16 protein-coding genes and 1 pseudogene are annotated in these 18,298 nt (G+C 71.5%); 8 read left to right on the top strand and 9 right to left on the bottom strand.

What is annotated here, in order from left to right; translation table 11 throughout:
- Positions 1–310: 310 nt before the first annotated feature.
- From ABZ851_RS10755 to ABZ851_RS10740, 4 genes and pseudogenes are all read left to right on the top strand, one after another.
- Positions 311–1,642: pseudogene (locus ABZ851_RS10755) on the top strand (FtsW/RodA/SpoVE family cell cycle protein); the annotation flags it as partial.
- Positions 1,643–2,064: 422 nt separating this feature from the next.
- Positions 2,065–3,519 (top strand): penicillin-binding transpeptidase domain-containing protein, encoded by a 1,455-nt coding sequence (locus ABZ851_RS10750; RefSeq protein WP_361124717.1) that lies wholly within the window; start codon positions 2,065–2,067, stop codon positions 3,517–3,519.
- Between the two features lie 48 nt (positions 3,520–3,567).
- A complete protein-coding gene (locus tag ABZ851_RS10745; protein ID WP_361124715.1) occupies positions 3,568–4,053 on the top strand; it encodes an HD domain-containing protein in 486 nt (161 codons plus the stop codon).
- A gap of 257 nt (positions 4,054–4,310) precedes the next feature.
- The gene (locus tag ABZ851_RS10740; protein WP_336050264.1) at positions 4,311–5,093 is read left to right on the top strand and encodes an ATP-binding cassette domain-containing protein; all 783 of its coding nucleotides are present in this window, start codon (positions 4,311–4,313) and stop codon (positions 5,091–5,093) included.
- 96 nt (positions 5,094–5,189) lie between these two features.
- On the opposite strand, the gene ABZ851_RS10735 is transcribed toward ABZ851_RS10740, so the two are convergent.
- Together ABZ851_RS10735 and ABZ851_RS10730 are read right to left on the bottom strand one after the other, a co-directional pair.
- A complete protein-coding gene (locus ABZ851_RS10735) occupies positions 5,190–5,471 on the bottom strand; it encodes a hypothetical protein (protein WP_361124959.1) in 282 nt (93 codons plus the stop codon).
- Positions 5,472–5,709: 238 nt separating this feature from the next.
- Positions 5,710–6,135 (bottom strand): helix-turn-helix domain-containing protein, encoded by a 426-nt coding sequence (locus tag ABZ851_RS10730; RefSeq protein ID WP_361124713.1) that lies wholly within the window; start codon positions 6,133–6,135, stop codon positions 5,710–5,712.
- A gap of 416 nt (positions 6,136–6,551) precedes the next feature.
- Here ABZ851_RS10730 and ABZ851_RS10725 point away from each other — a divergent pair, with 416 nt between their 5' ends.
- The gene (locus tag ABZ851_RS10725; RefSeq protein WP_361124711.1) at positions 6,552–7,484 is read left to right on the top strand and encodes an alpha/beta hydrolase; all 933 of its coding nucleotides are present in this window, start codon (positions 6,552–6,554) and stop codon (positions 7,482–7,484) included.
- 25 nt (positions 7,485–7,509) lie between these two features.
- On the opposite strand, the gene ABZ851_RS10720 is transcribed toward ABZ851_RS10725, so the two are convergent.
- On the bottom strand, positions 7,510–8,085 hold the full coding sequence (locus ABZ851_RS10720) for an SMI1/KNR4 family protein (RefSeq protein ID WP_361124709.1): 576 nt from the start codon (positions 8,083–8,085) through the stop codon (positions 7,510–7,512).
- Between the two features lie 165 nt (positions 8,086–8,250).
- Positions 8,251–9,360 (bottom strand): ferritin-like domain-containing protein, encoded by a 1,110-nt coding sequence (locus ABZ851_RS10715; RefSeq protein WP_361124707.1) that lies wholly within the window; start codon positions 9,358–9,360, stop codon positions 8,251–8,253.
- A gap of 175 nt (positions 9,361–9,535) precedes the next feature.
- Here ABZ851_RS10715 and ABZ851_RS10710 point away from each other — a divergent pair, with 175 nt between their 5' ends.
- The 3 genes from ABZ851_RS10710 (at position 9,536) to ABZ851_RS10700 (ending at position 11,601) form a co-directional block, all read left to right on the top strand.
- The gene (locus ABZ851_RS10710) at positions 9,536–10,483 is read left to right on the top strand and encodes a diiron oxygenase (RefSeq protein WP_361124705.1); all 948 of its coding nucleotides are present in this window, start codon (positions 9,536–9,538) and stop codon (positions 10,481–10,483) included.
- A gap of 74 nt (positions 10,484–10,557) precedes the next feature.
- On the top strand, positions 10,558–11,298 hold the full coding sequence (locus ABZ851_RS10705) for a TetR/AcrR family transcriptional regulator (RefSeq protein WP_088802345.1): 741 nt from the start codon (positions 10,558–10,560) through the stop codon (positions 11,296–11,298).
- Between the two features lie 36 nt (positions 11,299–11,334).
- Positions 11,335–11,601: a hypothetical protein gene (locus ABZ851_RS10700; RefSeq protein WP_336050171.1), complete on the top strand. Its 267-nt coding sequence runs from the start codon at positions 11,335–11,337 to the stop codon at positions 11,599–11,601.
- Positions 11,602–11,890: 289 nt separating this feature from the next.
- Here ABZ851_RS10700 and ABZ851_RS10695 read toward each other — a convergent pair whose 3' ends face one another.
- The 5 genes from ABZ851_RS10695 to ABZ851_RS10675 all read right to left on the bottom strand — a co-directional run bounded on the left by ABZ851_RS10695 (position 11,891) and on the right by ABZ851_RS10675 (position 17,817).
- Positions 11,891–13,144, bottom strand: coding sequence for a styrene monooxygenase/indole monooxygenase family protein (locus ABZ851_RS10695; RefSeq protein WP_361124702.1), 1,254 nt, complete (start codon positions 13,142–13,144; stop codon positions 11,891–11,893).
- An 82-nt stretch (positions 13,145–13,226) separates the two neighbouring features.
- Entirely contained in the window at positions 13,227–13,844 is a 618-nt protein-coding gene (locus tag ABZ851_RS10690; protein WP_361124700.1) for an ATP/GTP-binding protein, read from the bottom strand.
- A 37-nt stretch (positions 13,845–13,881) separates the two neighbouring features.
- The gene (locus ABZ851_RS10685) at positions 13,882–14,283 is read right to left on the bottom strand and encodes a DUF742 domain-containing protein (RefSeq protein WP_086720132.1); all 402 of its coding nucleotides are present in this window, start codon (positions 14,281–14,283) and stop codon (positions 13,882–13,884) included.
- A 73-nt stretch (positions 14,284–14,356) separates the two neighbouring features.
- On the bottom strand, positions 14,357–14,851 hold the full coding sequence (locus ABZ851_RS10680; RefSeq protein WP_361124697.1) for a roadblock/LC7 domain-containing protein: 495 nt from the start codon (positions 14,849–14,851) through the stop codon (positions 14,357–14,359).
- Positions 14,848–17,817, bottom strand: coding sequence for a nitrate- and nitrite sensing domain-containing protein (locus tag ABZ851_RS10675; protein ID WP_361124695.1), 2,970 nt, complete (start codon positions 17,815–17,817; stop codon positions 14,848–14,850). The genes ABZ851_RS10680 and ABZ851_RS10675 overlap by 4 nt, the downstream gene beginning before the upstream one ends.
- Positions 17,818–18,298: the final 481 nt, after the last annotated feature.

Here is an 18,298-nt window from a genome sequence, read left to right as displayed (position 1 = left end):
CCACCACGCTAGGGGCCTATCGCGGCGCGAAGATCATTCCGGAGAACGGTGACGGGGAGGGCCGGATCGGGGGATACTGGATCTACGTCGGAGAGGTTGCCGGAGGAGTCCGGAAGAGAGTTCCGCCGGGTCCGGTGCGGTGAGGTGGCCCGCAGCCGCAGTGACACGAAGACTCAGTGACACGAAGACGTCAGCGCCCACGGAGACGCGCGCATCCACGGAGACGCCCCTTCGCGCGGACGCCCGAACGTCGTATCCGACATAACGGAAATAGCGGCTGTCGCTTGCTACGTTGCCAGGCATGACGGCAATGGCAAGGGCGACGGCCGCCGCGCGCCCGGCGGACACTCCCCCACCCTTGCCGTCACTTCCCAAACGGCGGGGCGTCGAACTGGCCCTCCTCTTAGGCGCCGTCCTCATCAGCGTCTGCGGATATGTGGCGGTGGGGCTGGCCCGGTGGCATGCCCTGCCGGGCGGTGCGATCCGCTATGGCGCGGGGCTCGGCGGGCTCGCGCTGCTCGCGCACCTCGCCGTACGCTTCCGCGCCCCGTACGCCGATCCGCTGCTGCTTCCCACCGCCGTGCTGCTCAACGGCGTCGGGCTGGTGCTGATCTTCCGGCTCGACCAGGAGACGCCCCGCAACCACGCCGCACCCACCCAGCTGCTGTGGTCGACCGTCGGCGTCGCGTTGTTCACGGCGGTGGTGGTGCTGCTGCGGGACCACCGCATGCTGCAGCGGTACGCCTATGTGTGCGCGGCGCTGGCGCTGGTGCTCATGGCGGCACCGATTCTCTTTCCCGCCGTCAACGGAGCGAAGATCTGGATCCGTTTCGCCGGATTTTCCCTGCAGCCGGGCGAGTTCGCCAAGGTGTTGATCACCGTCTTCTTCGCGGGCTACCTCGCCGCCAACCGCGGCGCGCTGGCGCACACCGGGCGCCGGATGTGGCGGCTACGGCTCCCGACCGGCCGGGTGCTCGGGCCGATCGTCGCGATCTGGCTGATCAGCGTCGCCGTGCTGGTGCTCGAACGCGATCTGGGGACCTCGCTGCTGTTCTTCGGGATCTTTGTCGTCCTGCTGTACGTGGCCACCGGGCGGACCGGCTGGATCGCGATCGGGCTGTTCCTGGCGGGCATCGGGGCGGCTGCCGTCGGCACGCTGGAGCCGCATGTGCACAGCCGGGTCGAGGACTGGCAGCACCCGTTCGCCGGTATCGCGGCGGGCAAGGGGCCCGGTCAGCTCGCCCAGTCGCTGTTCGCGTTCGCCGCCGGCGGGATGTTCGGCACCGGTCTCGGGCAGGGCCACTCGTATCTGATCGGCTTCGCCATGAAGTCCGATTTCATCCTGGCGACCTATGGCGAGGAGCTGGGGCTGGCCGGGCTGACCGCGCTGTTTCTGCTGTACGCGCTGCTGGTGGCGTGCGGTTACCGTGCCGCGGTCGCCGTGCGGGACCCGTTCGGCAGCCTGCTGGCGGTTGGCCTCGCGGCGCTGCCCGCCATCCAGGTCTTTGTGATCGCGGGCGGGGTGATGGGGCTGATTCCGCTGACGGGGATGGCGATGCCGTTCCTCGCGCAGGGCGGGTCGTCCGTCGTCACGAACTGGATCATCATCGCGCTGCTGCTGCGGATCAGTAATCGGGCGCGGATGCCGGCGGGTGCGGAGGGGGAGGGAAAGGGGACCGGCCGTGGGGGGAGGCGTGGGAGGAGGAACCGGAGCGGTGTGGCGCGTGCTGACAGGACCGTGGGCGCCGGCGACGGCAGGAGCGGGGGTGTGCGCGACGGCACGAGCACGGGCATGTGTGACGGCAGGGGCAGGTGTGACGGCACGAGCGCGGGCCCGCATGGCGGCAGGAGCAGTGCGGCGAGTCTTCCCGGGAGTGGCGCGGGGCTCGGGGCCGGGAGTTGGGTGGTCGGTTTTCTGAAGCCGGCCAAGGCGCAGGTGCCGGAGGCGGTGAGCGGGTCCACGGAGCAGAGCAGGGCCACGGAGCAGAGGGCGGCCACGGAGCAGAGCAGGGCCACGGAGCAGAGGGCGGCCACGGACTCCGGGGAGCAGAGGGGATCCGGCCGTTGATCCGCTGTATTCGCCTCACCGCGGCCTTCTCCTTCCTCCTCCTCGTGGCGCTGCTGCTCAACGCCGCCCGGGTGCAGGTCGTCGACGCGGAACGCTTCAGCGCCAGCCCGGCCAACCGCCGGGGGCCGATCGTCCGTTACGCACAGCCGCGCGGTGCCGTGCTCGTCGCCGGCCGCGCGGTCACCGGTTCCCGGGACAGCGGGGGGCGGCTGCGCTACGAGCGCACCTATACCGACGGGCCGCTGTACGCACCGGTCACCGGCTACTCCTCGCAGACGTACGGGACCTCCCTGCTGGAGAGCGCCGAGGACGGCGTCCTCTCCGGGGCCGACGACCGGCTGGCCCCCTTCCCCTGGTGGGACCGGCTGACCCACGCCCACCGGCCGGGCGGCAGTGTCCACACCACCATCAACCCGCGGATGCAGCGCGCCGCGTTCGACGGGCTGGGGGACAAGAAGGGCGCGGTGGCCGCGATCGAGCCGCGTACGGGACGGGTCCTGGCCCTGGTCAGTACGCCGTCGTACGACCCGGGCGAGCTGTCCGGCAACGGCGCCGAGGTCACCGAGGCCTGGCACCGGCTGAACGGCGCCGAGCAGCAGCCGATGCTCAACCGGGCGCTGCGCCAGACCTATCCGCCCGGCTCCACGTTCAAGGTCGTCACCGCCGCGGCGGCCCTGGAGAGCGGCAGGGTCACCGATATCGACGCGCCCACCGATTCGCCCGACCCCTACCCGCTGCCCGGCACCGACACCCGGCTCGGCAATGCCGCGAAGGGCTGCGAGGACGCCTCGCTCAAGGACGCCTTCCGGGCCTCGTGCAACACCGTCTTCGCGCGGCTGGGCGCGCAGATCGGACTGCGCCGCATGGCCGATACGGCCCGGCGGTTCGGCTTCAACGACCGGCGGCTGGCCATCCCCTCGCCCGTCGCGCCGAGCAACTTCGATACGCGGATGGACACCTCGCAGGTCGCGCTCTCCGCCATCGGGCAGTACGACACCGCCGCCACACCGCTCCAGATGGCGATGGTCGCGGCGGCGGTCGCCGACGGGGGCCAGCTGACGGCGCCTTCGCTCGTCGACAAGGTGACCGATGCCCGGGGTGTGGTGGTCGCCGGCGATCCGCACCGCCCCACCCGCCAGGTGACCAATCCGGTCACGGCGCAGCAGCTCCAGGACATGATGGTCGACGTCGTCGAGCACGGCAGCGGGCGGCTCGCCGCGATCAAGGGCGTCACGGTCGGCGGCAAGACCGGCACCGCGCAGCACGGTGTGCGCAACGAGGGCACGCCGTATGCCTGGTTCATCTCCTGGGCGCGGCAGAAGGACGGTTACGAGCCGGCCGTGGCCGTGGCCGTGGTGGTCGAGGACGCGGCCGCCGACCGTGCGGACATCAGCGGCGGGGGGAGCGCCGCGCCGATCGCACGGGCGGTGATGGCGGCCGCTCTGGGCTGAGGCCCTTCGGGTGTGACCGGTTGGCCGGGCCGGCGTCACAATGGCCGCATGGCTGATGCGATCCCTTCCATGGAACCTGCTCCGCCCCCGCTGTTGTCCCTGGCCGAAGTGGAGGCGCTGGCCCGGCGCGCGCACTCGGGTCAGACCGACAAGGCGGGCCGTCCGTATGCCGAACACCTGGCCGCGGTCGCGGCGGGGGTACGTGAGCGGGGCGGCAGCGATGAGCAGATCGCCGCCGCCTGGCTGCACGACGCGGTCGAGGACGGGGCCCTGAGCCGGGAGTGGCTGGCCGGTGCGGCGCTGGGCGAGACGACCAAGGCGATGATCGAGGCCGTCACCAAGCGGGCGGACGAACCGGTCGAGGAGTACACCGCGCGCATCCTGGCCACGCCCGGGGCGCTGCTGGTCAAGGAGTCCGACCTCGCGCACAACGCCGGTCCGGAGCGGCTGGCCGCGCTGGACGCGCCGACCCGGGAGCGGCTGACGGCGAAGTACGCGCGGGTGCGGGAGCTGTTGGGGCTGACCCAGCGGTAGCGGGCGCCGGGCTCCGGGCTACGTCCTTTGCCGGTTTCCGTTGCCGGTTTCCGTTGCCGGTTTCCGCTGCCGGCTTCCGTTGTCGCGGTGGGGGTCCATGCATCGGACACCTCCGCAGAAAGGTGTCGTACACAGCTAGTCTGCGGCGGATGAGCTCTACGCAGCCTTCGACACAGCCGTCGCAGCCGTCGCAGCCCCGGGAGTCCGTGCCGTCCCCGTTGCGGCCCGCCCCGCAGCCGGCACCCGGAGAAGCCCGTGTGATCGCCGCCCTGGAGGGCGTCGGCGTCCAGCGGTACGCCACCGGCCAGATCATCCTCGACGCCGTCGACTGGAGCGTACGGTCCGGTGAGCACTGGGCGCTGCTCGGTGCGAACGGCGCGGGCAAGACCACCATCCTGCGTCTCGTCGGGGCGCTGATGTTCCCGACCGTCGGCAGCGTCGAGGTGCTGGGGCACCGGCTCGGGTCCGTGGACGTCCGCGAGCTGCGCGCCGTCATCGGACTGGCCTCCGGCGCGCAGAAGGTTCCGCAGGACGCGACGGGCCACACGGTCGTCCTGACCGGGGCGACCGGCACCGTGCAGCCGTTGTGGCGCAAGTACGACGAGGCGACCCGTGAGCGCGCCCATGAGCTGCTTGCCGAGCTGGACTGCAAGGAGCTGGCGGAGCGGCCGTTCGGCGTCTGCTCGGGCGGCCAGCGCGCCAGGATCCTGATCGCCCGCGCCCTGATGGCCGACCCCCGGCTGCTGCTGCTCGACGAGCCGTTCAACGCGCTCGATCTGCCCTCCCGCGAGGATCTGATCGATGCGCTGCACCGGCTGGCCCTGGCACGGCCGGAGTTGGCGACCGTGACGGTCACCCACCATCTGGAGGAGCTGTCGCCGTCCATCGGCCACGCCCTGCTGCTGCGCGAGGGCCGGGTGCAGGCGCGCGGCCCGGTGGACGAGGTTCTGACGGGAGAGCGGATGACCGCGTGCTTCGGCCGTCCGATCGAGGTGTCCCGGCACGAGGGGCGGTGGCTGGCACGGTCCGGTAAGCGGTAGGCGCCGCCTCACCGCGCGCACGGCATCACCCCGCGCCGGGAGCCGGGCACGGTGGACCGCCCGGCAGCAGCCGCATCCGGCGCCGGCGGTCCGCGTTCACCGCTGTTCCCGCAGCAGCGCCAGGCGACGCTTGTACTCGTCCTCGTCGATTTCCCCGCGGGCGAATCGCTCGGCGAGCAGGTCCTCCGCTCGGCTGCCGCCCCATCCGTACTCGCCGGCCGGAGGGGGCGAAGGGGGCCGGGAGCCACGGTGGGCGCCGGTCAGGTAACGGAGCAGGGCCACGATGCCGACGATCACCAGCGCGAAGAACAGCACCATGACCACGGTCATGACGAACCAGCCGCCCCAGCCCCAGCCCCAGCCGCCGTACCACATCATGCCGATCACTTCCCTCGGCCGGATTCCTCCCTCCCAGCGTGGACAGGGAACGGCTTCGGTGGACATCGGACGAATGGCTCCCGGTGCCGGGCCGAACGGCCCCAGGGGCTCCTGCCCGCGGTCTGAAGACCGACCGCGCCATGAGGCCGCCGTACCGCCGCCCACCAGGACGACGAAGGCTCAGCGCACGGTCCGACACGGATGCCCTCGGCCCCCGCGACCCGGCCAAGCCCGCCCCCTACCCCTCCCCGACCGCGTCCCGCACCCCGCTCAGGAACCGCCGGATCGCCGCCTGTTCCCCGGCCTCGAAGGTGGCCAGCAGGGCGATCGTGCGGTCGATCAGCGGGCCGAAGAACGAGCGGCCCAGGGTGACCGCGCGCTCATCGACCTCCAGCAGGACCCGGCGCCGGTCGCGGGTGTCGCGGACCCGGCGGATCAGGCCGAGCCGTTCGAGGCGGTCGATCAGCGCCGTGGTGCCGGCGGAGTTCAGGCCCAGCCGCTCGCCGAGCCGGCCGGGGGTGGACTCGGCTCCGTTGCGGGCCGCGTCCAGCAGGCTGATCAGGGCCCGGAGATCGGTGGGGTGCAGGCCGTTGTCGCCGGCGAACCGCGCTCCCGCAAGGTCGAGTCGCAGCGTCACCTCACGGAGCAGATGGACCAGGTCCATCCCGGCCGGTTCGGCCGGTTCAGCCGGTTCGACCGGTTCAGCCGGTTCAGCCGGTTCCTTTCGGTCAGCCGGTTCATCATCGGGTGCCACCGCTTCACCGGGTTCCACCGGCCCGTCGGGGGCTTGCCGCCTCGTCATGCGTCATCGCCTCGCTTTCCGGGCTCATGGTGTCCTATCCGGCCTGATGGCACCCTCCCCTGGCCCCTCGCACGTGCCCCGGGCCCACGGCGCCCTGTCCGGGCTCACGGCGTCCCCCCGGGCTCACGGTGTCCTCCCCGAACCCACCACGGCTTTCGCCGCACTCCTGACGTCCGGTGCCGGACTCCTGCATTATTACCTCGTTCAGCGAGATACTTGCCGAACGAGGCGTTGGCGAGGCTCCTCGTTCGCCGCTCCCCCTGCCCCGGAGGTGCCCCATGACAGCAGCCCCCGACACGCACTCCCCCGCGCACTCCCCCTCCGCCGCTTTTCACGCCGCCTACGAGCAGGCCATGGCGCTCTGGCCGGTCCCGGTGGAACGGATCGACCTGCCCTCGGAGTTCGGCAGCACCCGGGTCCATGCCTGCGGGCCGGCCGATGCCCCGCCGCTGGTCCTGCTGCACGGCGGCGGCACCACCTCGGCCATCTGGTACGCCCAGGCCGCCGAGCTCGCCCGTACGCACCGGATGTATGCCGTGGACCAGATCGGCGCGCCGGGACTCAGCGTGCACTCCGGGCGGGCGCTGCGGCGGCCGGAGGATCTGTTCGCCTGGCTCGACGGTGTGCTCAGCGGACTCGGCCTGGAGTCGGCGGCGCTGCTCGGGCACTCGTACGGCGGCTGGCTCGCGCTGAGTTACGCGGTGCACGCCGCCGGGAAGCAGCACTCCCCCTCCCCCAGGACGCCGAACAGGGTGGAGCGGGTGGTGCTGCTCGATCCCACCCAGTGTTTCGCCGGGTTCCGGCCGTCGTATCTGCTGCATGCGCTGCCGCTGTTCGTGCGGCCCGGGGAGCGGAGCACCCGGCGGTTCCTGGAGTGGGAGACGCAGGGTGCGCCGCCCGCGCCGGAACTGGTGCGGCTGATGGGCCTGGGCGGCGCCGAGTTCCGCACCGCGAAGGTGATCACGGGGCCGCGCCCGGACGTCGCCGGGCCGGGCGGAGCGCCGGTGCCGACCCTGGTACTGCTCGCGGAGCGGAGCCGGGCGCACGCCCTGCGCCGGGTCGCCGCACGGGCCGCACGGACGCCGGGCGTACGGATCGGGACCGTGGCGGGCGTGGGCCACCACTCCATGCCGTACGGCCGGGCCGCCGAACTGGTCCGCCGGGTACGGGACTTCTTGCAGGACGGGCTCCCGGACGGCACGGCCCGATAACCGTGGCTCCCGCTCCGCCTCCGCCTTACGCCCTCCGGTCCCGGAGGCGGTGGAACGAGTCGTACTGGCCGCACATCAGGTCATGGAAGGAGTCGAAGCGCTGCGGCCCCCTCCCCGACCACGAGGCGAGCCAGTAGCCGGCCCATTCGCCGCGCGCGTCGGCGTCCGCGGGATCGAGGAGCATGACCGCGGCGTCGCCGTCGAGGGAGAGGCGCAGGGCACGGGCAAGGATTTCGCCCTCGGGCTCTTCGCCCTCGTCCTCGTCGGCGAACTCGGTCTCGCCGTACGCGTCGATCCAGCCGGAGTTCTCGTCGCTGTCGGCCAGCCAGGCGAGCTCGGAGGTGCCCGCGAGCCGGTAGATGAAGGTCCCGGCGTCCCGCCACCCGTTGGTGGTCAGCAGGAACTCGCGCAGCGACGGCGGCAGCGCCCGGCCCAGGCGGGCCTCGGCTGCCGCGACCTCATCGGCGCTCGCCGGGGCGAACCCGAGCCACCCGTCCCGTATGACTTCGTCATCCAGGGGCGCGTCCCGCTCGGGGTCGTGCCCGAGGATCCACTCCTCACTCCAGCGTTTGAGGAACGGCCGCCACTGCTCGCGGTTCATGCGCTGCCCTTTCGCGTCGGACGTCGCCGGAGATCGCCGAACGTCACTGCGTCAACGACAGCACAGGGGTCTGACATCCACCGCCCCGGTCTGACATCCACCACCCGGGCCCGACATCCACCACCCGGATCTGACATCCACCACCCGGATCTGACATCCCCCCGCTCAGCCCTCGTCCGCGCCCTCCGCGATGGCCGCCGCGACCTCCGCCGTACGAGCCTCCTCCTCCGCTGCAAAACGCTCCGCGTCGAGCTTTTCGGCGATCTCCTCGTCCTCGGCCATGAGCAGATCGAGGTTGGAGTCGCCCATCTCGAAGACTCCCATGTCCACATAAGCGCGCTGGAGGCGTTCGCCCCACAGGCCGATGTCCTTCACACAGGGCACGATCCGGCTGAAGAGCAGCTTGCGGAAGAGGTGCAGGAATTCGGAGTTCTCGGTGAATTCGGCGGCTTCGTCGTGCGGAATGCCGAAGTTCTCGAGGACTTCCAGGCCGCGCAGGCGGTCGCGCATCAGGTAGCAGCCCTCGATGACGAACTCCTCGCGTTCGCGCAGTTCGGCGTCGGTGAGCTGCTTGTAGTAGTCGCGCAGCGCCATGCGGCCGAAGGCGACGTGGCGCGCCTCGTCCTGCATGACGTAGGCGAGGATCTGCCGGGGCAGGGGCTTGGTGGTGGTGTCGCGGATCATGCCGAAGGCGGCCAGCGCCAGGCCCTCGATCAGCACCTGCATACCGAGGTACGGCATGTCCCAGCGGGAGTCCTTGAGGGTGTCGGAGAGCAGCGCCTGGAGGTTGTCGTTGATCGGGTAGAGCATCCCGATCTTCTCCTGGAGGAAGCGGCTGTAGATCTCGGCGTGCCGCGCCTCGTCCATGGTCTGGGTGGCGGAGTAGAACTTCGCGTCGAGATCCGGGACGGATTCCACGATCCGTGCCGCGCAGACCATGGCGCCCTGTTCGCCGTGCAGGAACTGGCTGAACTGCCAGGAGGTGTAGTGCTGACGCAGTTCGCCGCGGTCCTTCTCGGTCATTTTGTCCCAGTACCTGGTGCCGTACAGGGACATGGACTCGTCCGGGGTGCCGAGCGGGTCACAGGGGTCGACCTCCTGGTCCCAGTCGATCCGCAAGGTGGCGTCCCACTGCTTGTCCTTGCCCTTCTGATAGAGGGCCAGCAGCCGGTCGCGTCCGTCGTCGTAGTCCCAGCTGAAGCGTGCCGCGCCGGAGGCGGGCACCTTCCACACGGGGTCGCCAGGGTCCTGTACGTAGAGATCTCGGGTCGACACGGACGCCTCCTCGGCTCGCCAAACGCCTTGTCACGGGCGGTCGTTGGCAGGCTCACACGTTTCTTACCGACGGGTCAATAAGTCGTGCGCAGGGGATTGACGCCCTTGCTGACACGCAGTCTCATAAGAGGTGACCGCGGGCCGGCCCTGATCCACCAGCGAGGTAGCCACAGCCATGACGAGCGCACCCACCGAGATGACCGCGAAGGACACCGGGCTCCTGCGGGACGCCCTCGGCCTGCTCAAGGACCGTGAGCAGGTCGCCGAGCGGCTGCTCGACTCCTCCGCCAAGCACTCCTTCGACCCCGACACCGCACTCGACTGGGACGCCCCCCTCGAAGAGGGCAAGTGGTTCTGGCCGCCGGAGCTGGTCTCGCTCTACGACACCCCGCTGTGGAAGCGGATGTCGCTCGAACAGCAGCAGGAACTCTCCCGGCACGAGGCCGCCTCGCTCGCCTCGCTGGGCATCTGGTTCGAGATCATCCTGATGCAGCTGCTCGTCCGGCACATCTACGACAAGCCGGTGACCAGCGCGCACGTCCGCTACGCCCTGACCGAGATCGCCGACGAGTGCCGGCACTCCAAGATGTTCGCGCGCCTGATCCAGAAGGGCGGCGCGCCGGCGTACCCGGTCTCCCGGCTCAACCACCAGCTCGCCCGCGTCCTCAAGACCGTCTCCACCACCCCGGGCTCGTTCGCCTGCACCCTGCTCGGCGAGGAGATCCTGGACTGGATGCAGCGGCTGACGTTCCCGGACGAGCGGGTGCAGACGATCGTGCGCGGGGTGACCCGCATCCATGTCGTCGAGGAGGCCCGGCATGTGCGCTACGCCCGTGAGGAGCTGCGCCGCCAGATGGTCACCGCGCCGCGCTGGGAGCGGGAGTTGACCCGCGTCAGCTCCGGCGAGGCGGCCCGGGTCTTCTCGGTCGCCTTCGTCAACCCGGCCGTCTACACCCACGTGGGCCTGGACCGGCGCGAGGCCGTCGCCCAGGTCAAGGCCAGTGGGCACCGTCGCGAGGTGATGCAGTCCGGTGCCCGGCGGCTGACCGATTTCCTGGACGAGATCGGGGTACTGCGCGGTGTGGGCCGCAGGCTGTGGCGGAGCTCGGGACTGCTGGCCTGAGGCCCCCGGCCATGGACCCCGTTCACCCCGAGCACCTGTGCGAGCCGGAACCCGGGGCGGCTACGCTGCTGTTCATGAACGGCAGCGGCACCGCCCCAGCAGTACCCCGACCCGCATACCGCAGGCTGAGCGTGGAGCAGCGCCGCAGCCAACTGCTCACCGCCGCGCTGGGCCTGTTCGCGCACCGCGCGCCCGAGGACGTCTCGCTGGACGATGTCGCCACCGCCGCCGAGGTCTCGCGCCCGCTGGTCTACCGCTACTTCCCCGGCGGCAAGCAGCAGTTGTACGAGGCCGCGCTGCGCAGCGCGGCGGACGTCCTGGAGCGCTGCTTCGCCGAGCCGGAGACCGGACCGCTGACCCGTCGGCTCTCGCGCGCACTGGACCGCTATCTGGCCTTCGTCGACGAGCACGACGCGGGGTTCAGCGCGCTGCTGCAGGGCGGCAGCGTCGTCGAGACCACCCGTACGTCCGCGATCGTGGACGAGGTGCGGCGCGCCGCCGCCGACCAGATCCTGCGGCATCTGGGCGAGCCGGAGCCGGGCCTGCGGCTGCGGATGACCGTCCGCATGTGGATCACCGCCGTCGAGGCCGCCTCGCTGATCTGGCTGGACGAGGACAAGCAGCCGGCCCTCGACGAGCTGCGGGACTGGCTGGTCGACCACTTCGTCGCGCTGCTGACCGCCACCGCGGCCACGGACCCGCAGACCGCCCGGGTGACCCGGGCGGCGCTGAAGCTGGAGACCACCGACGGCCCGGCCGGCGACCTGGCCCGCCGCATCCTGCCCGTCGTGAGCGACGCCGCGCATCTGCTGTGATCAGCCACCCGGCCCTGGCGGTGTGACACTGAGGGCGTGAGAAGCGAGAACACCCTCTTCGTCGGCGGCCCGCTGGACGGCCGGGTACTGCCCGTCCTGGTCGGCGCGACCGGCCAGCCGCCGAAGACGTACGAGGTCCCCGTACCGCACGACGACGACCGGCCGCCGACGGTGCACGTCTACCGCCGTGTCCCGGCACGGGTGGGCCGCCTGGGCCTGCCCAGCGGATGGAAGTACGAGTACGCCCCGGAGGGCAAGGCGCCGGACGACGGACCGAAGTGGCCCTGGCGCAAGCCGCGTTGACCACTACCCCACGGCCGGCCACCGCACCCACCTGAGGTGACGGGCCGGAGGCGGTGGGGTGCGGGGCTTTGCTTCCGCAGGCTCCGAGAAAGAGCAAAGGCGGAGCGCAGCGGAGCGTAAAGCGAAGCAGTCCCGCCCCCACCGCCGGAGGCTCGTCACCGCCACCACGACACACCACGCGCCGCGGCGACAGCCCGAAAACCCACCCCCTCCCCGCCGGAGGCGGGGAGGACCGGCACGGCGCCGCACCTCACCACGTGGGAGGACAAGCCCCCGCCGCAGGCGGTTCTCAGCCAGTCAACGACGCAAGATACGCATTCGTCTTCTCCGGCTCGTAGAAGAAGTTCTCGAAGTCGGACGGGTCGTTGAACCCGTTGGCGAAGCGGTCGGCGACGGGCTGCAGCTGGCCGGCCGCGCCGATGAGGTTCAGGATGTGCTCCGGCGGCGGGGCCAGCATCGCGTTGGTCCACTTGGTGACGTGCTGGGCGGTGTCCCAGTAGCGCTCGAAGGTGCTCTGCATCCACTCCCCGTCGAACGGCCGGTCACCGCGCTCGACGATGGAGGCCAGGTAGGAGGCGGCGCACTTGGAGGCCGAGTTGGAGCCCTGGCCGGTGATCGGGTCGTTGGCGACCACGACGTCCGCGACACCGAGCACCAGGCCGCCGGAGGGCAGCCGGCCGATGGGGTTGCGCACGGAGGGGGCGTAGCGGCCGGCCAGCGTGCCGTTGGCGTCGGTCAGTTCGACCTCGGTGGCGCGGGCGTACTCCCAGGGCAGGAACTTCTCCATCAGCTCCAGCGTCAGGGCAAGGTGCTCGTTGGGGTCCTTGACGCCCTGGAAGGCGTCCAGCGGACCGCCGGGTATGCCCTCCCAGAAGAGGATGTCGGCGCGGCCGGAGGTGGTGTACGTCGGCATGACGAACAGCTCGCCGACGCCGGGCACCAGGTTGCAGCGCACCGCTTCGAACTCGGGGTGCTCGGGGCGCGGGCCCATGCCGTGGACGTAGGAGACGGCGAGCGCGCGCTGCGGGGTGTCGTACGGCGAGCGGGAGGCGTCCCGGCCGAACATGGACACCAGCTCGCCCTTGCCGGCCGAGACCAGCGTCAGGTCGTAGCGGCTCGCGAAGAAGTCCAGGTCGGAGACGGCAGCGCCGTGGATGACGAGCTGGCCGCCGCGCTGCGCGAAGGTCTCCATCCAGCCGGCCATCTTCACCCGCTGGTCGACGGACTGGGCGTAGCCGTCCAGCTTGCCGACCCAGTCGATGGCGCGCTGCGAGCCCTCGGGCGACTCATGGCTGCCGGGGGCGGCGACCGAGACGCCAAGGCCCTCGATACGCGGGGCCTGGCTCTCCCAGAAGTTGATCTGGAGGTCGCGCTCGTGCTGGAGGGCGGTGTGGAACATGCACTGCGTCGACATGACCCGGCCGGCGCGGATCTCGTCGGCGGTGCGGTTGGACATGAGGGTGACCTCGTAACCCCGGGTCTGGAGGCCGAGGGCGAGCTGAAGACCGGACTGGCCGGCTCCGACGACGAGTATTTTCCGCATGGCGGCACTCTTCTCTGCTACTGCTGGTTGATCGGGGAGGGAGGGTGGCCCGTACGGGGCCGTGGCCCCGTACGGGGGCCGGTTACTCGGGCGCGGTCTCCAGGGCATGGCCGACCAGCGCGAGCAGCGACTCGATCACCGTGACCCGCTTCCGCGCGTCCATGATCACGACAGGCACGTGCGACGGCACGGTCAGCGCCTCACGCACGTGCTCGACGGCGAACGCCTCGGTCCCCTCGAAGTGGTTGACCGCGACGACATACGGCAGTCCGCAGCTCTCGAAGTAGTCCAGTGCCGGGAAACAGTCCTCCAGACGCCGGGTGTCGGCCATCACGATCGCACCGATCGCACCGCGCACCAGGTCGTCCCACATGAACCAGAAGCGCTGCTGTCCGGGCGTGCCGAACAGGTACAGCACCAGCTCCTGGTCGAGGGTGATCCGCCCGAAGTCCATCGCGACCGTGGTCGTGGTCTTGTCCGGGGTGGCGGTCAGATCGTCCGTTTCCGCGCTGGCCTGGGTCATCACCGCCTCGGTCTGGAGCGGGGTGATCTCCGAGACCGAGCCGACGAACGTGGTCTTGCCGACGCCGAAGCCGCCCGCCACCACGATCTTGGTGGAGATCGGCGCCCGCGAACGGTCGGTCTGCCAGCTCTGCAGCCCCGCGTCGGCGGCCGTGGCCGCCGGGTCGGACGGGCTCACGGAACCGGGGGTCGCCGTCGGCCCGGCCGATATCGTGTCAGAGCCTGTGAAGTCCACTCAGCACCCTTTCGAGCAGCGCGCGGTCGGGCCGGCCGGAGCCGTGCCCGGTGCCGTAGACGCGAATCTTTCCCTGGTCGGCGAGGTCGCTGAGCAGTACACGCACCACGCCCAGCGGCATCTTGAGGAGCGCGGAGATCTCCGCGACCGAGCGCATCCGGCGGCACAGCTCGACGATCGCGCGCATCTCCGGCATCACCCGGTCGCCCCAGCCGCCGGAGGTCAGCTCGCGCCGCTCCTCGGGCGCCTCCAGCGCGGCCACGAACGTCTCGACGAGCAGGACATGGCCGAACCGGGTCCGGCCGCCGGTGAGCGAGTACGGCCGCACGCGCGAGGGTTTCCGCTCCCCACCGCGTACGGGGAGCTTGCGGGAACTGCTCATGCCGAAACCTCGCTTCGTCCGCCCTCGCACTCGCTCGGGGCGCACCTCTCCATGATTCGCTCGCTACGTTCGCTCACTGGGGGCTCTCCATCGACTTACGCAATTCACTGCGGAGTTCGGGGGTGAGGACATGACCGGCCCGGCCGACGAACAACGCCATGTGGTAGGCGATGCCGCTCATGTCGCAGTCCGGGGTGGTGTGCACCCCGAGCAGCGAGCCGTCGCTGATCGACATGACGAACAGGCTGCCCTCGTCCATCGTGACCATCGTCTGCTTGACCGTCCCGGCGTCCATCAGCTTCGCGGCCCCCTGGGTGAGGCTGCCCAGCCCGGACACGATGGTGGCCAGATCCGCGCTGGATCCGCGCGGACCGTCACCCCCGCCCGGCCGGGCCGCCTCTTCCGCCCGGCCCGGGTCGGACGACAGCAGCAACAGGCCATCGGAGGAGACCACCGCGACCGAGTGGATGCCCGGTACCTCGTCGACCAGGTTGGTCAGCAGCCAATGCAGATTCCTTGCCTGACTGCTCAGACCTTGTCCGTAAGCAGTGGGTGCTTGCGCCTTCAATCGCGTGCCTCCTCGACAACGTGGCTTTCTCCCGGGGCCCCCGCTCCGTCGGTGTCCGTCTGTGGGGTGGTCAGCTCCGCTGTACGTTCCGCGATCTCGGCTTCGACGTCACGCCGGCCGCTTCGCGCTCCCGCCTGAAATCCGCCGAGGCGGCGCCGCAGCGCCTCGGCATTGGCCGTACCGCTCTTGCGCGGTGCGGTCGGCGCCTGTTGCTGCGCCACGACCTTGGGGGTGCGCTTGGGCAGCCCCATGGAGGTCGTCCGCCGCTCCTCCGCGGCCGGGGCGGCGGCGGTCTGTGGGTCGGCCGGCGTACCGGCCGGGGACACGTCGGCGGGTGCCGCGTCGGCGTCCGTGGGTGCCGCGTCCGTCCCGGGGCCCGTGTGCGGGTCGGGGCCGGTGGCGTAGGGGCCGGACGAGGGCGCGCCGGCTCCGGCGGGCTCGTGGTCCGGGGCGGCGTCGTCCTCGGGCCGACGGTGTTTGCCGGCGCCGCTGGTGGTGGCGGCGTAGGGGCCGGGCGACTGCGGGCCGTACGGGCTCTTCTCGGAACCGGCGTACGTGGTGGAGCCCGCGGGCCGCGGTTCGGTGGGTGCCGGTCCGGGCTGCACGCCGAGTCCGGCCGCGTCGATCGCGCGCTCCGCGGCGGCGACGAGCGGGTCGGTGGCGGGGGCAGGCGCGGGGGCCGCGCCCGGGGTGCCGTCGTGGCCGGGCGCCGGGGTGTCCCGGTCCGGGCCCTGGCCGGGCCGATGGGCCGCGGCGGCCGGCGGGCCGGCCACGGCTGCCGGATCCCGGCGGGCCCCCCGGGTCGGCAGCGCGTTGGAGTTCGCCTCGGCGACCGAGCCGGGCAGGCCCGGGGTGTGCGCCACGTCCTGGTGCGCACTCGCCGGGGAGGCCGACGGGGCGGGCCGGGTCGGCAGGATCGAGCCGGGCAGGACGACGACGGCTGTGACGCCGCCGTGCTTCGCGTCCCGCAGCTGGACCCGGACACCGTGCCGGGCGGCCAGCCGCACCACGACGTACAGGCCCAGGCCCAGCGCCTCGTCGACGGTCTCGGAGGACGAGGCGGCTTCGGCGTCGGTCAGCCGCTCGTTGAGCTCGGCCATCCGCTCCGAGGTCATCCCTATGCCCTCGTCCTGGACGGAGAGCATGACCTCGCCGCTCTCCAGCAGCCAGCCGGAGAGCTCGACATGGGCGTCCGGCGGCGAGAAGGCGGTGGCGTTCTCCAGGAGTTCGGCGATCAGGTGGCTGAGGTCGTCCGCGGCGAATCCGGCGACCTGGGAGTGCGGCGGCAGCGACTGGATACGCACCCGCTCGTAGCGCTCGATCTCACTGATCGAGGCTCGCATCACGTCCAGCAGCGGTACCGGGCCCGGGTGGTTGTTGCTGTACTGCTCGGCGCCCGCCAGCACGAGAAGGTTCTCGCTGTTGCGGCGCATCCGCGCGGCGAAGTGGTCCAGCTTGAAGAGGGTTTCCAGCCGTTCCGGGTCCTGCTCGCTCTCCTCCAGCGACTCGATGACGCCGAGCTGGCGCTCCACGAGGCCGAGGGTGCGCAGCGAGAGGTTGACGAACCGGCCGTGCACACCGGAGCGCAGGGCCGCCAGCCGCTCGGTGAGATCGGCGATCTCCTCCTTCAGGCCCTCGCCCTGCTCCTGCAGCACCTCGCGCTCGGCGACCAGCCGCTGCCGGCCGCTGATCAGCCGCTTGCGCTCGCTCTCCATCTCGGCGGTGCGCCGCGCCAGCTCGGCGACCTGGGCGTGCAGCGCGTTGACGGACCGCACGGTGGTGGCGAATTCGTCGTTGCGGCCCTTGTAGGTGAGGGGGTCCTCGTGCGCGGGGTCGGCGGCCAGCCGCTTGGCGCCGATCCGCAGCGCGGCCAGCGGCTGGGTCAGGGAGCGGGCGGCCCAGACGCCGGCGCCGACGGCCAGCAGCAGGCACAGCCCTTCCAGGCCGAGGCGGATCTCCAGCTCCGTGACGTCGTCGTCGCGCAGCGTGCCGAGGTGCTGGATGTCGGCGGTGGCCATGGCGGACTCGACGCCGCGCATCAGACCGATACGGCTGGTGAGCGTGGCCTGGACCCGCTGGCGGCTCAGCCGCAGATCGAGGGCGTCCAGCCGGGGCTGGTCGGTCAGCCGGGCCAGATAGCGCTCGGCGGTGTTGACGTCCTCGCCGTTGACGGTGCGGACGTAGCGGTCCCTGGCGCCCTGGCTCGCGGCCTGCTGGAAGTCGCCGAGCGCGCCCTGTTCGCGCAGGTGCGCGACCTGGGCGAGGTTCGTCAGCCGGGGCTGGCTGCCGCCCGCCTTGAGCGCGGCGAGCAGCAGGGCCCGGGTGCCCGCGGCCTGTTCGGTGGCGCGGCCGAGGGCGGGCAGCGCGTGGAGGTCGGCGTCGGCGGCGTTGGCGCGGGCGGGCAGTTCACGGGCGATGTCGTCGCCGATCGCACCGAGCGCCTGGATCGTCTGGGTGTAGGCGTTATAGATCTGCTCGGCCGATCCACCCGCGGACAGCGCCTTTTGACGGATTTGCGGCAGCGTCCCCAGCAGCTTGGCGGCGGCCTTGTACACCGCGGTGTCGCCCGAGGCATTCTGGGCCTCGGAGCGCAGTTCGCCGATCTGCCGGTCCACGCGGGCACGCTGGGCCCGCAGGGCCGCGGCGTCGCTCGTCCGGGCGGCCCGGGCACCGTTGACCGTGGAGTTGACCGTTCCCGCGGCCGTCCGGCTGCCGTGCCCGGCGGCGACGTATGCGGTCATGCCGTCACGTTCGTCGGCGAGGGAGTGCGCCAGCGCGACGGCCTGCGCGTTCAGCCCGGCCAGATCGACCAGTTGCTGACTGTGGGTGGCGTCGTCGGCCGTGGCCGTCAACCCGGGGACGCCGGCGCCGAGGACGGCCGCGGCCACCACGGCCACCGCCCCGACGAGCCGGTTGCGCACGCGTGCGGGACGCCGTCCCGCACGGTCCTCGTCACCGTCCGTCATGCCCGGCCCCTTACCAGGACCCGAGCCCGTATTCGGTCCCGAGACCGAACCGGCCGGTGATCCCGGCTTCCTTGCGCCGCCTCGAAGCCGCATCTTCCGCACCGCTGCTCGCATTCCTGTCTCGCCTGTCCACGCCATATGGCGTCGCGGACCCGGCTCGCTCTCCGCTCACGGGGGCGGACCTGCGCGAAGACGCAGCAGCACACACTTCCGCGAGGGGAAACAGCCCGGCTCTGCGCGTCGCGACGAACGTCCTGGCCCCACCCCATGACCGGGCAACGACCATTCCACCGGCGCCGCGCAGTGGCTCGGCAACACATGCCCGGCCACCTGAAGGAGTGAACATCAATCGCAGTTTGACCATCAACTTCCGTGCGCCGACGTTTTCGGCCGCAACCCCGGCCCACCCCCGAACGGGTTTGGAGATGCGTCCGGCTCCTGGAAGGATGCGCGCCCGCACGCCGCCGGACCGGCGGTCCTT

Origin of the sequence: Streptomyces sp. NPDC047049, assembly GCF_040643995.1 — a bacterium.
Lineage (GTDB): Bacteria > Actinomycetota > Actinomycetes > Streptomycetales > Streptomycetaceae > Streptomyces > Streptomyces mooreae.
Note: the sequence above shows the minus strand (reverse complement) of the source record. Positions and strands in the feature narration are given on the sequence as shown.

Excerpts from the sequence above, each read along its gene's own strand:
- ABZ851_RS10745 (WP_361124715.1), top strand. The coding sequence starts at position 3,568 with ATGGCTGATGCGATCCCTTCCATGGAACCTGCTCCGCCCCCGCTGTTG.
- ABZ851_RS10735 (WP_361124959.1), bottom strand. The coding sequence starts at position 5,471 with ATGATGTGGTACGGCGGCTGGGGCTGGGGCTGGGGCGGCTGGTTCGTC.
- ABZ851_RS10730 (WP_361124713.1), bottom strand. The coding sequence starts at position 6,135 with ATGGACCTGGTCCATCTGCTCCGTGAGGTGACGCTGCGACTCGACCTT.
- ABZ851_RS10725 (WP_361124711.1), top strand. The coding sequence starts at position 6,552 with ATGACAGCAGCCCCCGACACGCACTCCCCCGCGCACTCCCCCTCCGCC.
- ABZ851_RS10720 (WP_361124709.1), bottom strand. The coding sequence starts at position 8,085 with ATGAACCGCGAGCAGTGGCGGCCGTTCCTCAAACGCTGGAGTGAGGAG.
- ABZ851_RS10710 (WP_361124705.1), top strand. The coding sequence starts at position 9,536 with ATGACGAGCGCACCCACCGAGATGACCGCGAAGGACACCGGGCTCCTG.
- ABZ851_RS10705 (WP_088802345.1), top strand. The coding sequence starts at position 10,558 with ATGAACGGCAGCGGCACCGCCCCAGCAGTACCCCGACCCGCATACCGC.
- ABZ851_RS10695 (WP_361124702.1), bottom strand. The coding sequence starts at position 13,144 with ATGCGGAAAATACTCGTCGTCGGAGCCGGCCAGTCCGGTCTTCAGCTC.
- ABZ851_RS10685 (WP_086720132.1), bottom strand. The coding sequence starts at position 14,283 with ATGAGCAGTTCCCGCAAGCTCCCCGTACGCGGTGGGGAGCGGAAACCC.
- ABZ851_RS10675 (WP_361124695.1), bottom strand. The coding sequence starts at position 17,817 with ATGACGGACGGTGACGAGGACCGTGCGGGACGGCGTCCCGCACGCGTG.